We start from the raw sequence: 15,699 nt of genomic DNA, 5'->3' as shown, positions 1-15,699 counted from the left end.
CCATGAGCCTCCGGTGTGACTCGCGACACCGGACGTCGCCGAAGAGGAGCCGAACGTGGGGAACGCCAACGCCGGGGAGTCACCCGCCGACGACCATCACGCACCTCCGGGCCAGGACGGTGCCCGGGGTGACACCTTCACGGTCGAGATCCCGACCGACACTGGCACCCGTGACACCCGTGACGGTGTCGACACCCGCACCACCGTCGACGGGCACGACACGGTCGCCGACGCCGACGTGCCGCCTCCCTCGCCCGACGGCCACCGGTCGTCCGCACCGGTCGACGGGTCTGCCGCCGACGACGTCGCCGTGGCCTCGATCGACACCCCGGCCGAGCGCACCGCCCCCTCGCCGAGCCCCTACCTGACGAGCGACGAGCTGCGCTGGGCCCAGGACACCATCAGTGCGATCTCGGGAGCCTTCACGGCCAAGGTCGTCGGGCAGTCCCGGCTGCACGAGACCCTGCTCATCGCGCTGATGACGGGTGGGCACGTCCTGCTCGAGAGCGTGCCCGGTCTGGCCAAGACCACTGCGGCGCAGACGATGGCCCAGGCTGTCGGCGGCACCTTCCACCGCATCCAGTGCACGCCCGACCTGCTGCCGAGCGACATCGTCGGCACGCAGGTCTACAACCAGGTCAGTGGCACCTTCGAGACCCAGCTCGGCCCGGTGCACGCCAACGTCGTGCTGCTCGACGAGATCAACCGCAGCAGCGCCAAGACGCAGTCGGCGATGCTCGAGGCGATGCAGGAGCGGCAGACCTCGATCGGCGACCGCAGCTACCCGCTGCCTGACCCCTTCCTCGTCCTCGCCACCCAGAACCCCATCGAGCAGGAGGGCACCTATCCGCTGCCCGAGGCGCAGATGGACCGCTTCACGCTCAAGGACGTGCTCGACTACCCCTCGCCCGCCGAGGAGGCGGAGGTGCTGCGGCGCATCGACTCCGGCATCTTCGTCGGCGTCTCGGGGCCGGTCGTGTCCATCCCCGACGTCAAGCGCCTGCAGGCCCTCGCCGCGCGGGTCTACGTCGACCCGGCGATCGTCAACTACATCGTCGGTATCGGCTACGTCACCCGGCACCCGCGCGACTACATCGAGACCCGCCTGGCCTCCTACGTCGACTACGGCGCGAGCCCGCGGGCGAGCATCGCCTTCATGGCGGCGGCCCGGGCCCGCGCGCTCGTCGACGGGCGCAACCACGTCGTTCCCGACGACGTGAAGGCGCTGACCCACCGGGTGCTGCGCCACCGGGTGTCCCTCGGCTTCGAGGCCGCCGCCGACGACGTGCCGGTCGAGCACGTCATCGACGCCATGGTCGGCGGGATCCGGACGCCCTGACGGGGGCGCGCGACGAGGGGAGGTGACAGTGACGACGACACTGCTGACGCGGGTGAAGAGCAAGCTCTTCGTCCACGCCCGACGGCGCTCGCGCAGCATGCTCGAGGGCGAGTACGCCTCGGCGTTCCACGGCCGCAGCCTCGACTACGACGACCTGCGCGCCTACGTGCCCGGCGACGAGGTGCGCGACATCGACTGGAAGGCCACGGCCCGCCACACCTCGCCGCTCGTCAAGCGCTACGTCGCGACCCGCAAGCAGAACCTCATGCTCGTCGTCGACACGGGCCGCGGCATGGCGGCCACGACCCGCAGCGGCGAGCCGAAGTCGGCCGTCGCGATCTGCGCGGCCGGCCTCGTCGGCTACCTCGCGCAGCGGCACGGCGACCTCGTCGGCCTCGTGCGCGGCACGGCCACCTCCACGGTCGCCCACGACCTGCGCGGCACCGAGACACACCTCGAGCTGCTCCTGCGCGCCATCGACGCTGCCACGTCGCTCGACGGCGACCAGAGCAACCTCGCCACCCAGCTGAGGTGGATCGTCAGCAACGTCCGGCGCCGCCTCTTCCTCGTCGTGGTGGCCGACGACCGCGACCTCGACCCGGCCCTCGACGAGCTGCTGCGCCGACTGCACGTCCAGCACGAGATCCTCTGGCTGACGGTCGAGGACGCCGACCCGACGGCCATCGCGGGCGACCGCACGGCATACGACGTCTCCGACGGCCAGGCGCTGCCGACGCTCGTGCGCCTCGACGCGAAGGTGCGCCAGGCGTATGCCGCGTCGGTGGAGGAACGGGTGCGGCGCACGGCCGAGCTGCTCGACCGCCGGGGCATCAGCCACGCGCGCATCGGCTCCTCCGACGAGGTCGTCACCGCGGTCTTCGCCCTGCTCGAGAGGCAGCGCCGTGCGCGCCGTTGACCCCCCGCCGCCTGGCTTCTACGCCCCCGACCTGTATGCCGCCCGGTGGCTGTGGATCGGCGTCGGCGTGCTCGCGCTCGTCGTCCTCTGGTATGTCTTCGTGTGGTCGTCGACGCGACCGCGCCGGGTGCGCATCCCGGCCCGGGTCACGCCCGACCGGCTCTCGCGGCTGCGGGCCGACTACACGCGGCAGATCGACCTCGTGCTGGGCCGGGCGGCCCGGGGCGAGATCACCCAGCGGGCCGGCCACCAGCAGCTCAGCGTCCTCGTGCGGCACTTCGTGCAGGAGGTGTCGGGCATCCATGCCCCGACCATGACGCTGACCGAGCTCACCGCGACGGGGGAGCGGCTGACGCCGGTCTCGCAGGTCGTCGGCCAGCTCTACCCGGGGGAGTTCGGGCCCCGCGAGGCCGAGACCCTCGCCGGTGCCGGCGAGGTGGCCAAGCAGGTGGTGGGGCGATGGAGCTGACCGGCCTCGACCTCAGGTTCCCCGCCGTCCTCTCGGTCGGCCTGCTCGTCGCGCTCGCCGCGACGTATGCCGTGCACCGCCACCTCTCGCAGCGCTCGGCGCGCGCGACCTCCGCCGTCGCCAACTCGTCGGCGCTCACCGCCCTGCCGGAGTATCGCCGTGCGCTGCGGGCCCACCGCATCCGGATGGCCGTGCTCGCCGCCAGCGCGATGCTCCTCGGTGGGGCCGCGCTGCTCGGGGCGGCGCGGCCGGTCGACACGACGATCGAGCGTCCCGAGACGCGCAACCGCGACATCATGCTGTGCCTCGACATCTCGGGGTCGATGGCGGCCTACGACGCCGAGCTCGTCTCGACCTTCAAGCGGCTCGTCACGAGCTTCGAGGGCGAACGCATCGGGCTCGTCATCTTCAACTCCTCGGCCGCGACGGTCTTCCCGCTCACCGACGACTACGACTTCATCAACGAGGAGCTCGACCTCGCGGGACGGGCGCTGGCGGGAGAGCCCGACCTCGAGTCGTTCTTTGCCGGCACCTTCAACGGGCGCGGCACCTCCCTCATCGGCGACGGCCTCGCGACCTGCGTCTCGAGCTTCGACCGGGTCGACACGCAACGTCCGCGGTCGGTCGTCTTCGCCACCGACAACCACCTCGCCGGCCGGCCCATCATCGAGCTCGACGAGGCGGGTGAGCTCGCCAAGGCCAAGGGGGTGCGCGTCTACGGGCTCAACCCCGAGGAAGACGGCGCCGACCGTGAGGCCGTCGAGATGCGTCAGGTCGTCGAGGGCACGGCCGGGCGCTACTTCACGATGGGTGACACGAGCGCCATCGGCGGCATCGTGGAGGCTGTGCAGGCGCAGGAGGCCAGCCTCATCGACTCGGCCGCACGCGCGCTGCAGACCGACAACCCGGCGCTGCCCATCACGCTCGCCGGAGTCGGCCTTGTCGGGGTCATCGGCGCGAGCCGGAGGTGGTCGTCGTGACCTTCCTGCCGATCGGCCCCTGGCCGGTGCTGCTCGTGCTCGTCGTGGCGGCCCTCGTGGCTGTGTGGTGGAACCCCTCGTCGCGCTCGGTGCCCGGCGAGTCGCGGGCGACCCACTGGCGCCTCACCGCGATGGTCGTGCTGCTCGGGGTGGCCGCGCTCCGCCCGGCCGTGCCCGGAGACGAGGTCGACGCCTCGGCCGCCAACCTCAACGTCTACTTCGTCGTCGACACGACGAGCAGCATCATCGCGGAGGACTACGGCAACGAACGGCCGCGCATCTCCGGGGTGGAGTCCGACATCACCGCCGTGACCGAGGCCCTGCCCGGAGCGCGCTACTCGGTCATCACCTTCGACCAGTCGACCCGGGTGCGGGTGCCGTTGACGACCGACTCCAACGCCCTCGACGCCGCACTCGAGACGTTGATCCCCGAGGCGTCCGAGTACTCCCGAGGCTCGTCCATCACGGCGGCCAACGAGCGGCTGGGGCGGATGCTCGAGCAGGCCGATGAGCGCAACCCCGACCGGGGCCGCGTCGTCTTCTACCTCGGTGACGGTGAGCAGACGGCCCCCGAGCCAGCCGTGCCCTTCACCATCGACCCCCGGCTCATCAACGGCGGCGCCGTGCTCGGCTACGGCACGAGCGAGGGCGGTCGGATGAAGGCGACCCGCTCCCGCTTCGATGCGACGACCGACTACATCATCGACCCAGCGACGGGCGAGGACGCCCGCTCGGTCATCGACGAGGACAACCTGCGTGGCATCGGCGAGCAGCTCGGCCTGACCTACGTCCACCGCGAGTCGGGTGACTCGATCGAGCCCGTCGTCTCGAGCGTCGACCTCGAGCGTTTCGGCACGAGCGCCGAGGTCGAGGCGCAGCGCGTCCGCGCCCGCCAGGAGCTCTACTGGCCGCTCCTCATCGGCGTCGCCGGGCTCGCCGTGTGGGAGCTCGGGGCCAGTCTCACCGCCCTGTCGCAGACCCGTCGTCGCAAGGAGGCCCAGCCGTGAGCACCGACCCGCGTCGCGACCGCTCGACGTCGCCTCCGACCCCCGACCACGGTCTAGGCGTGCTGCTCGACGACCCCGACCACGCGGGCCACCCCGGCACCGACGGGGGAGCGGGGGTGCCCGCCACCCGGCATACCGGCTGGGCCTTCGACCGCAGGCGCGACGGCACGGAGAAGGGACCTCGTCCCCCGATGACGGCGCAGCAGCGCCGGCGGAGGCGCCGCCTGCTGCTCGGCAGCCTGCCCGTGGTCGTCCTCCTCGTGCTCGGGGCGCTGCGCCTGCTGAGCCTCAACCTCGTCGCCGCCCAGACGATCGAGGCCTACGAGTCCGGCGACCGCGCGGCCACCCAGGAGTGGGGGGAGCGTCAGGGCTGGGTCAACATCGTCGAGCAGTTCCGCTCGCCCTTCGCCATCGGCGACGCTTATGTGCTGACGGGCAGCTTCGAGCAGGCCCGGCCGTGGTTCGAGCAGGCGCTCGAGCAGGTGCCCAAGGGTGGCATCGACGAGTGCAAGGTGCGGGTCAACCTGGGGCTCACCTACGAGGCGCTCGGTGACGCGGCCAAGGCCAAGGAGAGAACGGCCGAGTGGAAACAGTTCTACGACAAGGGGATCGAGACGACGAGCCAGCGGCCCCCCCTCTGTGACGCGCCCGAGGGGGAGCAGTCCGGCGAGCAGCTCCAGCAGGCTCAGGAGCGCATGGAGGAGAAGAACGCCGAGCCGCAGCCGGAGGGGGAGACGCCTCCGGAGCAGCCGGGAGACACGCCCGGCGAGCAGCCGACGCCCCAGCCGCAGCCCACCCCCGACGCCGACAACACACCGAGCCAGGAGCAGCAGGAGTTCCTGCAGGAGCAGCAGCGCCAGAACACCATCGAGCGCAACCAGCAGCTGGGCGAGGACGACCAGGAGGGCAGTGGCGGCGACGGGCCGAGCTATCCCAAGCCCTGGTGACCCCGCTGTGACGACGCGCTAGGCAGCGTCGGGATCGGGCTGGTGGATGCCGATCGTGTTGCCCTCGGTGTCGAGGTAGTAGCCCTGCCAGGCCATGCCGGTCAGCGCCATCTTCGGCAGGGCCACCTGGCCTCCGGCGGCGAGGATGCGTCGCTCGGTCTCGTCGTAGTCACCCACCCCGATGGTGCAGACGAAGGCGTTGGTGCCCTGACCCGAGGTCGGGGCCGGCACCGGTCGCTGCAGCAGGCCGCCGTTGATGCCGGGCTCGTCGTCAGGGCCGGTGACGATGCCCCAGTAGGGGGAGCCGGTGAACTGGCCGTAGTCCTCGAACGACCAGTCGAACGCGGCGGCATAGAACGCCTTCGCCCGCTCGATGTCGTCGACCTGGATCTCGAAGTGCACCACGCGCGACACGTCAACCTCCTCCACCGATCTGCCCGACAGTCCAGTCTCGCACCACACCGGGCGCAGCGGTCGGCTTCTCAGAGAGCCGTGACGGAGGTCGCCCGATGCTCGAGCACCTCGATGCCCTTCTTGCCGCAGGACTCCGGCCGCGTGCGCGCCACGGGGACGCGTGCGACGTGCACGCGCCAGCGGCGCCCGTCTGCATGGGTGACGACGACGTCGCTGGCGTCGTCCGAGGGCGTCGGCTCGGAGGCCCAGAGCGACGCGAGGTGGGTCTCGCCGAGCTCGGCCCGGACGTGCGACTCCGCGCACTGGGCCGCGGGCGCGAGGGCCGACCGGCCGCGGTCGTGCAGCGGGCCGAGCAGCTCGGCCGGCGTGTGACCGGAGAGGCTCGCCTCGAGCACCCACGCCGCCCCCTGCTCGTCGAGGCGCGCATACGTCTGTCCCCACGGCAGCAGCACGGCAGTGGGGGCGAAGCGGTGTCCGCCGGTGTGCGAGACCTCCCACACCCGTCCCGGTGCCACCCGCGCCGCAGCGGCGGCCAGGGGCCGCCCGCGCACGGCGCAGCAGACGTCGCGCCGGCCGTTGGTGCAGACGAGCAGGGTCGGCTCCGCGTCACGGGCTCCCGGCAGCGACGCCGCGACAAGAGCGCGGCTGCCCCGCGCGAGGGCGCCCCAGTCGAGCCCGAGCAGCTCGCCCGGGTCGGCGACCTCGGCCTCGAGCAGCCATGCCGGTGAGTCCGGGGCCGTGCCGGCATGCGCGAGCAGCACCCGCCGGGGTCCGTCGTGGGCGGGGTGGCCGCCGGGGCGACGCACGAGCATGAAGCGGCCGCCGGCGCGGCTCGTGCGGGCGTCGAGCTCGGCCCCGAGCAGAGGGTCGAGGTGTGACTCGCGGGCCGCGTCGCGACCCCACGGACCCGACTGCTCGACGATGACGAAGAAGTCGGCGCCCGCGGCCGTGCCGTGGGCGCTCGTGCCGTCGGCGTCCCACTGCACCGAGCAGGCGTCGTCAGCCGGTGCGCCGTGCGTCGTCGACGGGTGCTCGTCGAGAACCAGGGGCTCGTCGGGGGCGGGTGTCGGTGCTGGGGCCGTGCTCATGCGGAGCCCTTCGGGTCGTCGTCGGTGCCCGGGCCCGGGTCGGGCGCGGCCGCATCGGGCCCGGCCGCATCGGGTGCGGCCGCATCGGGTGCGGCCGCCACGTGCGCGATGACCGCCGTCGCCGGCACGCCGGAGCCGTCGCGCCGGCCGTCGGCGGCCGGGAGCGGCGTGGCCACGCCGTTGGCCGCCGCCGCCCGCACGGGAGTGTTGCCGGCGAAGGCGAGCACGAGGGTGTCCTCGCCCTTGAGGAAGCGGTGGCAGCGCACCCCACCGGTGGCGCGACCCTTCGGGGGGTACTCCGCATACGGCGTCACCTTGAGCGAGCCGCCCTGCGTGCCGGGGAGCGCGTCGGAGCTGCCCGATGACGTGACGACGACTCCCTCACGCGCGGGGTCGGCCACCCCGAAGAACGTCGCCGTCGCCCCGGCCGCGAGCTTGATGCCCGCCATGCCGCCGGCCGAGCGACCCTGCGGGCGCACCGCACGGGCTGCGAAGCGCAGCAGCTGGGCGTCGCTCGTGATGAAGACGAGGTCGAGGTCGTCACGGTCGGCCACGGCCGCGCCGACGACGCGGTCGCCGTCCCTGAGGCTGATGAGACTCCACTCGTCGCTCCGCGGCGCCTCGGGAGCCACCCGCTTGACGACGCCGCTCGCGGTGCCGAGGGCGAGCACGGGCGCGTCGGCGCCGATCGGCAGGATCGTGAGCGGCTCCTCGCCCTTCGGCAGATCGACGTATGCCGCGAGGGGGGCGCCGCCCGAGAGGCTGGGTGCGCCGTTGGTCGGGGGCAGCGTCGGCAGGTCGAGCGCCGACAGGCGGATCATCCGACCCGCGGTCGTGGCCAGACCGAACTCCCCCCGCGCCGTCGTGCGCACGGCACCGATGATGACGTCGTGCTTGGAGCGCGAGCCCTCGGTGGGGATCTGCTCGGCGCTGCCGGTGCGGGCGAGCAGGCCGGTCGAGGAGAGCAGCACCCAGCACGGATCGTCGCTCACCTCGAGGGGGCTGCTCGCGGTGGCGGCCGCACTCTGTCCCGAGCTCTCGAGCAGCACCGTGCGCCGCGGGGTGCCGTGTGCCTTGGCGACGGCGGCGAGCTCGTCGGAGACGAGCTTGAGGAGCAGCTTCTCGTCGGCGAGCAACGCGCGCAGCTCCTCGATGGCCCGCTCGAGCTCGGCCCGCTCGGTCTCGAGCTCGATGAGCGAGAACTTCGTCAGGCGCCGCAGCCGCAGCTCGAGGATGTAGGTGGCCTGCACCTCGTCGAGGTCGAAGACGTGCATCAGCCGGGTGCGGGCGATCTCGGCGTCGTCGGAGGTGCGGATGACCTGGATGACCTCGTCGATGTCGACGATGGCCACGAGCAGACCGTGGACGAGGTGGAGGCGCTCCTCGCGCTTGCGCAGCCGGTGCTCGCTGCGCCGACGCACGACGTCGGTGCGGAAGTCGACGTAGACCGAGAGCAGCTCCTTGAGCCCCATGGTGCGGGGCTGGCCCTCGACGAGGGCGACGTTGTTGATGCCGAAGTTCTCCTCCATCGGCGTCAGCTTGAAGAGCTGCTCGAGCACGGCCTCGGGGTGGAAGCCGTTCTTGATCTCGATGACGAGGCGCAGGCCGTTCTGCCGGTCGGAGAGGTCCTTGAGGTCGGCGATGCCCTGCAGGCGCTTGGACTGCACGAGGTCCTTGACCTTGTCGATGACCTTCTCGGGTCCGACGAGGTAGGGCAGCTCGGTGACGACGATGCCCTTGCGACGGGGCGTGAGCGCCTCGATGCGGGTCGTGGCCCGCGTGCGGAAGCTGCCGCGACCGGTGAGGTAGGCGTCGCGGATGCCCTCGAGCCCGACGATCTTGCCGCCGCACGGCAGGTCGGGGCCGGGCACGAACTTCATCAGGTCCTCGAGCGAGCACGTCGGGTGCGCGATGAGGTGACGGGCCGCGCCGATCACCTCGACGAGGTTGTGCGGCGCCATGTTGGTGGCCATGCCGACGGCGATGCCGGCGGCGCCGTTGACGAGCAGGTTGGGGTAGGCGGCCGGCATGACGCTCGGCTGCCACTGCGTGTCGTCGTAGTTGGGCACGAAGTCGACGGTGTCCTCGTCGAGGCTGCCGACCATGAGCAGGGCCGCGGCGGCCATGCGGGCCTCGGTGTAGCGGGCGGCTGCCGGTCCGTCGTCGAGCGAGCCGAAGTTGCCGTGGCCGTCGATGAGCGGCAGGCGCAGGGTGAACGACTGTGCCATGCGCACGAGCGCGTCGTAGATGGCCTGGTCACCGTGCGGGTGGTACTTGCCCATCACCTCGCCGACGATGCGCTGGCTCTTGACGTGCCCGTGGTCGGGGCGCAGCCCGAGCTCGTTGGCGCCGTAGAGGATGCGCCGCTGCACGGGCTTGAGCCCGTCGCGCGCGTCAGGGAGCGCCCGGCTGTAGATGACGCTGTAGGAGTACTCGAGGAAGGCGTTCTGCATCTCCTCCTCGACGTCGATGCCGACGATCTTCTCCTCGAAGTCCTCGGGAGGAGGCGGGGTGGTCGTGCGACGGGCCATGCCGGGTGGTGCTCCTTGCCGCTAGCGGGTGGGCGCCCCATCTTCGCGCAGGGTCATCTCGCGTCCTCACCTGCCACGCCGAAGCGGCCCCAGTGAGCGACCTCGTGGCCGGTGCGCCGGTGCCTGCGGAGGCTGGGGCTCTTGGGGCCCGGGACGGCATACCCGATCGACACGACGCCCACGATGCTGCGGCTGGCAGGGATCCCGAAGGCGTCGTGCACCTCGCCGTGCCGCTCCGGCGGCACGCCGAAGAAGAGGCTGCCGAGCCCCTCGTCCGTGGCGGTCAGCAGGACGAGGAACGCGGCCATGCCGGTGTCGACGTCCCAGTAGGGCACCGGCCAGCGGGCCTCGTCACGGTCGGTCCACCCCTTGTCGGGCGCGGCGTAGCGCTCGAGGTAGGCGTCCTTGTGCGAGAGGCACAGCACGAGCACCGGCGCCGCCCGTATGCTGCTGAGCCAGGGGTCCTCCGGCGCATCCGGGGCGGTCGTGGCCGCCCAGAACGCCTCGCGCTCCTCGCCGGTCGTGAGGACGAGGAAGTCCCAGCCCTGGCTGAAGCCGGCGCTCGGCGCGCGGACGGCGTTGTCGAGGCAGCGCTCGACGACCTCGCGGGGCACGGCCCGGTCGGGGTCGTAGCGACGGACCATGCGGCGGCGGCGGACGACCTCTGAGAACTCCATGAGGCCAGCGTGGCATCTTCGGCAGGCCGGTCGGCGGGACGTGACACGATGAGCCCATGGTGGGTGGGCAGGACCTCGATCGCGACCTCGATCCGGGAGCCGAGGGTGGTGGCGTCGGCGCCGACGGCGACGACACGGGCGCCATCGAGCGCGTGGCGGCGCAGGCCACCGGCGCCCCGGTCGAGTGGGAGGCCGACGTCGTGCTGCGCGACGGCACGGTGGCGCACGTGCGGCCGATCACGCCCGACGACGCCCCCGGCATCGCGCTCTTCCACTCCCGTCAGTCGGCCGAGTCGATCTACCTGCGCTTCTTCGCGCCGCTGCGCGAGCTGAGCCAGCGCGACCTCCACCGCTTCACCCACGTCGACCACCACGACCGCGTCGCGCTGGTCGCGACCCTCGACGGCGAGATCATCGGCATCGGCCGCTTCGACCGCATCGACCCCACGTCGGCCGAGGTGGCCTTCAACATCTCCGACCACTTCCAGGGCAAGGGCATCGGCTCGGTCATGCTCGAGCACCTGGCGGCGATCGCGCAGGAGCTGGGCATCTCGCGCTTCACGGCCGAGGTGCTGCCGCAGAACCGCAAGATGCTCACGGTCTTCAAGGAGGCCGGCTACGAGGTCTCGCACCACTTCGAGGACGGCGTCATCGAGGTGTCGTTCGACATCCTGCCGACGGAGCGGTCCAAGGAGGTGCAGCTCTCGCGCGAGCACCGTGCCGAGGCGCGCAGCATGCGCACCATCCTCTTCCCGGAGCGGGTGGCGATCATCGGGGCGAGCCGGCGCGAGGAGTCGATCGGCGCCCTCGTGCTCGCCAACATCATCGCGGCGGGCTTCCGAGGCGAGCTCTACCCGATCCACCCCGAGGCCACCGAGATCCAGGGCCTCAAGGCCTACCCAAGCATCCGCGACGTGCCCGAGCCCGTCGACCTCGCGATCCTCGTCATCCCCGCCGACCAGACCGTCGGCGTCGTCAAGGAGTGCGGCAAGGCCGGCGTCAAGGCGCTGCTCGTGCTGTCGTCCGGCTTCGCCGAGGCGGGGGAGGAGGGCGTCAAGCTCCAGGAGAAGCTGCGCCGCCGGGTGCGCCGCGCGGGCATGCGCGTCATCGGGCCCAACAGCTTCGGCCTGATCAACAACGACCCCGAGGTGCGCCTCAACGCCACGCTCGCCTCGGTGATCCCGCAGCGTGGCCGGCTCGGGCTCTTCGCCCAGAGTGGCGCGCTGGGGGTCGCGGTGCTCGCGTCCGCCGCCCGTCGCGGGCTCGGCATCTCGGTCTTCGCGTCCGCGGGCAACCGCGTCGACGTGTCGGGCAACGACCTCATGCAGTACTGGATCGACGACCAGGACACCGACACCGTCGGCCTCTACCTCGAGTCGATGGGCAACCCCCGCAAGTTCTCGCGCATCGCCCGCCAGCTCGCCAAGGTCAAGCCGGTCATCGTCGTCAGCTCGGGTGTCTCGAGCTTCGCGGCGCCTCCCGGGCACCGCACCCGCGTCACCAACGTGCCGCCGCAGGCCTTCGACGCGCTGCTGCGCCAGGCCGGCGTCATCCGGGTCGAGAACGTCCACCAGCTCTTCGACGTCGCCCAGCTCACGCTGCACCAACCCCTGCCCGCGGGTGACCGGGTGGCCATCGTCGGCAACTCCGACGCCCTCGGCGCGCTCAGCGCCAGCGCCTGCCTCAGCTGGGGCCTCAAGGTGACGCACGGGCCCGTCTCGCTGCTGCCCCAGGCGTCGGCCGAGGAGTTCGCGGCCGCCCTCGACGCTGCCTTCGCCGACCCCGAGGTCGACAGCGTCGTCGCGGCGTTCATCCCGCCGCTCGTGACGCAGGACGAGGAGGTGCACGCCGCCGTCCGCGAGGTCGTGGCCAAGCACGAGAAGCCCTGCGTCGCAACGTTCCTCGGCATGCGAGGCGTCGGCGACGGACTGTCCTACGTGCAGGGCGACGTCAAGCGCTCGGTGCCCGCCTACTCGATGCCCGAGGACGGCATCCGGGCCCTCAACGCCGTCACCCGCTACGCCCAGTGGCGCTCCCGAGACCGCGGGTCGGCCGTGGCGCCGGTGGGCATCGACCGGGCCCGGGTCGAAGTCCTCACCGAGGCGGTCCTCGCGACCCACCCGCAGGGCCGGGCCCTCACCCGCGACGAGGCCCGCGAGCTGCTCGCGGCCTACGGCATCCGCCTCTGGCCGGCCATCGAGGTCACCGGCGTCGAGGCGGCCGTGCGGGCCGCCGAGACCCTCACCTACCCCGTCATCCTCAAGTCGACCTCGCCCGTCGTGCGTCACCAGCCAGGCCTCGTGGGGGTGCGCGGCGACCTCGTCGACTCCGAGGCGGTGCGCGACGCCTACGCGTCGCTGTCGAGCCGCCTCGGACCGCTGGGCGCCGACCGCTTCGTCGTGCAGCGGATGGCGGTGCCCGGCGTGTCGTGCGTCGTGCGGGCGAGCGAGGACCCGCTCTTCGGTCCCGTCGTCAGCTTCTCCGTCGCCGGACCGCCCACCGAGCTGCTCGGTGACGTCTCGCACCGCATCCCGCCGCTCACCGACGTCGACGTCACCGACCTCATCGACGGGGTCAAGGCGGCTCCGCTGCTCGCCGGCCACCGCGGCGCCGCGCCGGTGCACCGGGCCGCGCTCGCCGACCTCATCTCGCGGCTCTCGATGCTCGCCGACGACCACCCCGAGATGTCGTCGGTCGAGCTCAACCCGGTCAACGCGTGGACGGGTGGCGTCGACGTGCTCGGGGCCGACGTCGTCGTGCGACCGGCCCTCGTGCGCAAGGACCCCGGCCGCCGCAGCATGACCTGAGGATCCTCGACCGGGCCCACCTGCTGCTGGTGCAAGGATGGGGGCATGCGACGTGCCACCCAGCAGCCCGGCCACGAGCCGGGGCGTGCCCTGCCCGCCGACCTCACCGAGGCCATCACCCGGGCCGGCTACTACCCCTCTCTCGTCGTCGACGTCGTGGAGTCCGCGATCGCCGGTGACGAGGTCGTGTCGCACCTCGTGCACCAGGAGACGACCTTCGACAGCGACACCGTGCGGCGTCACGTGACCGTCCTCGTCGTGACCCCCGACCGGCTCGTCATCGCGCACGCCGACGACCACGCCGACCCCGACGAGAAGCTGATGGCCACCGCGACCACCGAGACGGTGCCGCTCACGGCGGTGCGGGGCGTCATGCTCACCCACGTCGTGGCCGAGCCCGACACCTTCGCCCCCGGCACCCACGGTCGCGACATCACCCTCACCCTCGGCTGGGGGGCGGTCAGCCGCCTCGACATGATCCCGGCCCAGTGCGGCGACCCCGACTGCACCGCCGACCACGGTTTCGAGGGCACGATCGCCTCCGACGACATCTCGCTCCGGGTCAGCTCGGCCGCCGACGGCGAGGACGCCGTCGGGCGCGCCATGGCCTTCTCGCGGGTGCTCTCCTCGAGCATCGGCGGCGGCCGCGTCCGCAAGCACTGACCCACCCACGATGGCCGACACACAGACCGCCCCCGACTGGTCGGCGGGCAGCCTCGCCTCCGTGCTGCCCTCCGTCGCCGACCGCCTCGGGGTCAGCCGGTATGCCGGCCGCGACGTCTTCGATCTCCCCGCGGTCCCGCGCACCGTCGTCGTGCTCGTCGACGGCCTGGGGCACGACCTGCTGCGCCAGCGCAGCGGCCACGCGCCGTTCCTGCGCTCGCACCTGGGGTCGGCCCGACGCATCCCGTGCGGCTTCCCGACGACGACGGCGACCTCGATGGGCAGCCTCGGCACCGGCCTGCTGCCCGGCGCGCACGGGCTCGTCGGCATGCAGGTGCTCGACCCCGACACCGACCGGCTCGTCAACGAGCTGTCCTGGGAGGACGGCCCCGACCCGGTGCGCTGGCAGCCCCACGAGACGGTCTTCGAGGCGCTCGAGGACGCCGGGGTGGCCGTCACGATGGTCGGGCCGTGGTACTTCAAAGGCTCGGGCCTGACGACGGCGGCGCTGCGCGGGGGTGGCTTCCGGTCGGGCCTGACCCTCGATGACCGGGTCGACGCGGTCGCCTCCGCCGTGCGCGAGGCCAAGCGCTCGCTCGTCTACCTCTACTGGGGCGAGGTCGACAAGGTCGGCCACGTCCACGGCTGCCAGTCGTGGCAGTGGGGCGACGAGGTCGAAGCCGTCGACGCAGCACTCTCCCGTCTCGCGGCCCGGGTGCCCGACGACACCTCCATCGTCATCACCGCCGACCACGGCATGGTCGACGTGCCCTTCGAGGCGCGCATCGACCTCGCGCACGAGCCCGAGCTCATGCACGGCATACGTCATCTCGGCGGCGAGCCACGCTGCCTGCAGCTCTACACGGAGGCGGGGGAGCGTGACGCCGTGGCGACGATGTGGCAGTCGCGGCTACGCCGCACTGCCACCGTCAACACCCGCGAGCAGCTGCTCGACGCGGGCTGGTTCGGTCCGGTGCGGCGCGAGGTCGCCCCTCGCATCGGTGACCTCGTGGTGACCACCCGGCCATCGATGGCGATCGTGCACTCCGGGCTCATGCGTCCCGAGATCGTGCGGCTGCTCGGGCTGCACGGGTCGACGAGCCAGGCCGAGCTCGCCGTGCCCGTCATCGTCGTCCCGCCCCGCCGTGGCGCTTAGGGTGGTGCACCGTGGCTGAGCTCGTCTTCTTCTCCGGGACCATGGACTGCGGCAAGTCGACCCTCGCCCTCCAGATGGACCACAACCATGCGGCGCGCGGGCGGGTGGGGCTCATCTTCACCAAGATGGACCGCGCCGGCAGCAACGTGCTGTCCTCCCGCCTCGGCCTCTCGACGGGGGCCCTGGAGGTCGGTGACGACCTCGACTTCTGGGAGGGGGTGGTCTCGCGGGCGACGGCCGGCCAGCGCATCGACTACCTCATCTGCGACGAGGCGCAGTTCTACACCTGCGAGCAGGTCGAGCAGCTGGCCCGCATCGTCGACGAGATGGAGGTCGACGTCTTCGCCTTCGGCATCACCGCCGACTTCCGCACCGAGCTCTTCCCCGGCAGCAAGCGGCTCATCGAGCTGGCCGACCGCGTGCAGGTGCTCCAGGTCGAGGCGCTGTGCTGGTGCGGCCGCCGGGCCACGACCAACGCCCGTGTCGTCGACGGCGCCATGGTCATCGAGGGTGAGCAGGTCGTGGTCGGCGACACCAACTCCGCGGAGCCCGGGGTCGTGGAGTACGAGGTGCTCTGCCGCCGCCACTACATGCGCCGGATGACGTCACACGCCGCCCGGGCGAGCGCGCAGTCGGCCGAGGTGCTGCCCTTCGAGCTCGAGGTGTGCCCGCTGCCGCCCCTGCCGATCACGCAGGCCGACTGAC

General features: G+C 72.2%; 14 protein-coding genes. 10 read left to right on the top strand and 4 right to left on the bottom strand.

Translation table 11 applies throughout. The features are described from left to right. Positions 1–319 precede the first annotated feature (319 nt). Genes LG278_RS12025 through LG278_RS12000 form a run of 6 tightly spaced genes read left to right on the top strand, consistent with a single transcriptional unit; the run spans position 320 to position 5,658 of the window. A complete protein-coding gene (locus tag LG278_RS12025) occupies positions 320–1,339 on the top strand; it encodes an AAA family ATPase (RefSeq protein WP_404393632.1) in 1,020 nt (339 codons plus the stop codon). A 28-nt stretch (positions 1,340–1,367) separates the two neighbouring features. Beyond that, entirely contained in the window at positions 1,368–2,255 is an 888-nt protein-coding gene (locus LG278_RS12020) for a DUF58 domain-containing protein (RefSeq protein ID WP_404387178.1), read from the top strand. Further along, positions 2,242–2,724, top strand: coding sequence for a hypothetical protein (locus LG278_RS12015; protein ID WP_404387177.1), 483 nt, complete (start codon positions 2,242–2,244; stop codon positions 2,722–2,724). Before LG278_RS12020 ends, LG278_RS12015 begins: the two co-directional genes overlap by 14 nt. Then, positions 2,715–3,704, top strand: a complete 990-nt coding sequence (locus tag LG278_RS12010) for a VWA domain-containing protein (RefSeq protein ID WP_404387176.1) — start codon at positions 2,715–2,717, stop codon at positions 3,702–3,704. Before LG278_RS12015 ends, LG278_RS12010 begins: the two co-directional genes overlap by 10 nt. Beyond that, the gene (locus LG278_RS12005; RefSeq protein ID WP_404387175.1) at positions 3,701–4,711 is read left to right on the top strand and encodes a VWA domain-containing protein; all 1,011 of its coding nucleotides are present in this window, start codon (positions 3,701–3,703) and stop codon (positions 4,709–4,711) included. Before LG278_RS12010 ends, LG278_RS12005 begins: the two co-directional genes overlap by 4 nt. After that, a complete protein-coding gene (locus LG278_RS12000) occupies positions 4,708–5,658 on the top strand; it encodes a hypothetical protein (RefSeq protein WP_404387174.1) in 951 nt (316 codons plus the stop codon). Before LG278_RS12005 ends, LG278_RS12000 begins: the two co-directional genes overlap by 4 nt. An 18-nt stretch (positions 5,659–5,676) precedes the next feature. Here the strand turns inward: LG278_RS12000 and LG278_RS11995 are convergent, their stop codons facing one another. The 4 genes from LG278_RS11995 to LG278_RS11980 all read right to left on the bottom strand — a co-directional run bounded on the left by LG278_RS11995 (position 5,677) and on the right by LG278_RS11980 (position 10,368). Beyond that, complete coding sequence (locus tag LG278_RS11995) at positions 5,677–6,072, bottom strand: VOC family protein (RefSeq protein ID WP_404387173.1); 396 nt, start codon at positions 6,070–6,072, stop codon at positions 5,677–5,679. 68 nt (positions 6,073–6,140) lie between these two features. After that, positions 6,141–7,160, bottom strand: coding sequence for a sucrase ferredoxin (locus tag LG278_RS11990; RefSeq protein WP_404387172.1), 1,020 nt, complete (start codon positions 7,158–7,160; stop codon positions 6,141–6,143). Further along, the gene (locus tag LG278_RS11985; protein WP_404387171.1) at positions 7,157–9,691 is read right to left on the bottom strand and encodes a DNA topoisomerase (ATP-hydrolyzing) subunit A; all 2,535 of its coding nucleotides are present in this window, start codon (positions 9,689–9,691) and stop codon (positions 7,157–7,159) included. The genes LG278_RS11990 and LG278_RS11985 overlap by 4 nt, the downstream gene beginning before the upstream one ends. Before the next feature lie 53 nt (positions 9,692–9,744). Then, on the bottom strand, positions 9,745–10,368 hold the full coding sequence (locus tag LG278_RS11980) for a nitroreductase family protein (RefSeq protein WP_404387170.1): 624 nt from the start codon (positions 10,366–10,368) through the stop codon (positions 9,745–9,747). 56 nt (positions 10,369–10,424) lie between these two features. Between LG278_RS11980 and LG278_RS11975 the strand changes: the two genes are divergently transcribed. Genes LG278_RS11975 through LG278_RS11960 form a run of 4 tightly spaced genes read left to right on the top strand, consistent with a single transcriptional unit; the run spans position 10,425 to position 15,698 of the window. Next, positions 10,425–13,175, top strand: a complete 2,751-nt coding sequence (locus LG278_RS11975) for a GNAT family N-acetyltransferase (protein ID WP_404387169.1) — start codon at positions 10,425–10,427, stop codon at positions 13,173–13,175. Between the two features lie 45 nt (positions 13,176–13,220). Beyond that, positions 13,221–13,838 carry a DUF5998 family protein gene (locus LG278_RS11970; RefSeq protein WP_404387168.1) on the top strand — a complete coding sequence of 206 codons (618 nt, stop codon included), beginning with the start codon at positions 13,221–13,223 and terminating at the stop codon, positions 13,836–13,838. 10 nt (positions 13,839–13,848) lie between these two features. Next, on the top strand, positions 13,849–14,994 hold the full coding sequence (locus LG278_RS11965) for an alkaline phosphatase family protein (protein WP_404387167.1): 1,146 nt from the start codon (positions 13,849–13,851) through the stop codon (positions 14,992–14,994). Between the two features lie 11 nt (positions 14,995–15,005). After that, entirely contained in the window at positions 15,006–15,698 is a 693-nt protein-coding gene (locus tag LG278_RS11960) for a thymidine kinase (protein WP_404387166.1), read from the top strand. Position 15,699: the final 1 nt, after the last annotated feature.

This window comes from Humibacillus xanthopallidus (assembly GCF_044793955.1).
Classification (GTDB): Bacteria; Actinomycetota; Actinomycetes; order Actinomycetales; family Dermatophilaceae; genus Humibacillus; species Humibacillus xanthopallidus_C.
The sequence above is the reverse complement of the archived record's forward strand: the minus strand, read 5'-3'. Positions and strand labels throughout refer to the sequence as shown.

Bases quoted from the DNA above. Each gene is read 5' to 3' on its own strand.
- LG278_RS12010 (WP_404387176.1), top strand. From the start codon at position 2,715: ATGGAGCTGACCGGCCTCGACCTCAGGTTCCCCGCCGTCCTCTCGGTC.
- LG278_RS11990 (WP_404387172.1), bottom strand. From the start codon at position 7,160: ATGAGCACGGCCCCAGCACCGACACCCGCCCCCGACGAGCCCCTGGTT.
- LG278_RS11985 (WP_404387171.1), bottom strand. From the start codon at position 9,691: ATGGCCCGTCGCACGACCACCCCGCCTCCTCCCGAGGACTTCGAGGAG.
- LG278_RS11980 (WP_404387170.1), bottom strand. From the start codon at position 10,368: ATGGAGTTCTCAGAGGTCGTCCGCCGCCGCCGCATGGTCCGTCGCTAC.
- LG278_RS11975 (WP_404387169.1), top strand. From the start codon at position 10,425: ATGGTGGGTGGGCAGGACCTCGATCGCGACCTCGATCCGGGAGCCGAG.
- LG278_RS11970 (WP_404387168.1), top strand. From the start codon at position 13,221: ATGCGACGTGCCACCCAGCAGCCCGGCCACGAGCCGGGGCGTGCCCTG.
- LG278_RS11965 (WP_404387167.1), top strand. From the start codon at position 13,849: ATGGCCGACACACAGACCGCCCCCGACTGGTCGGCGGGCAGCCTCGCC.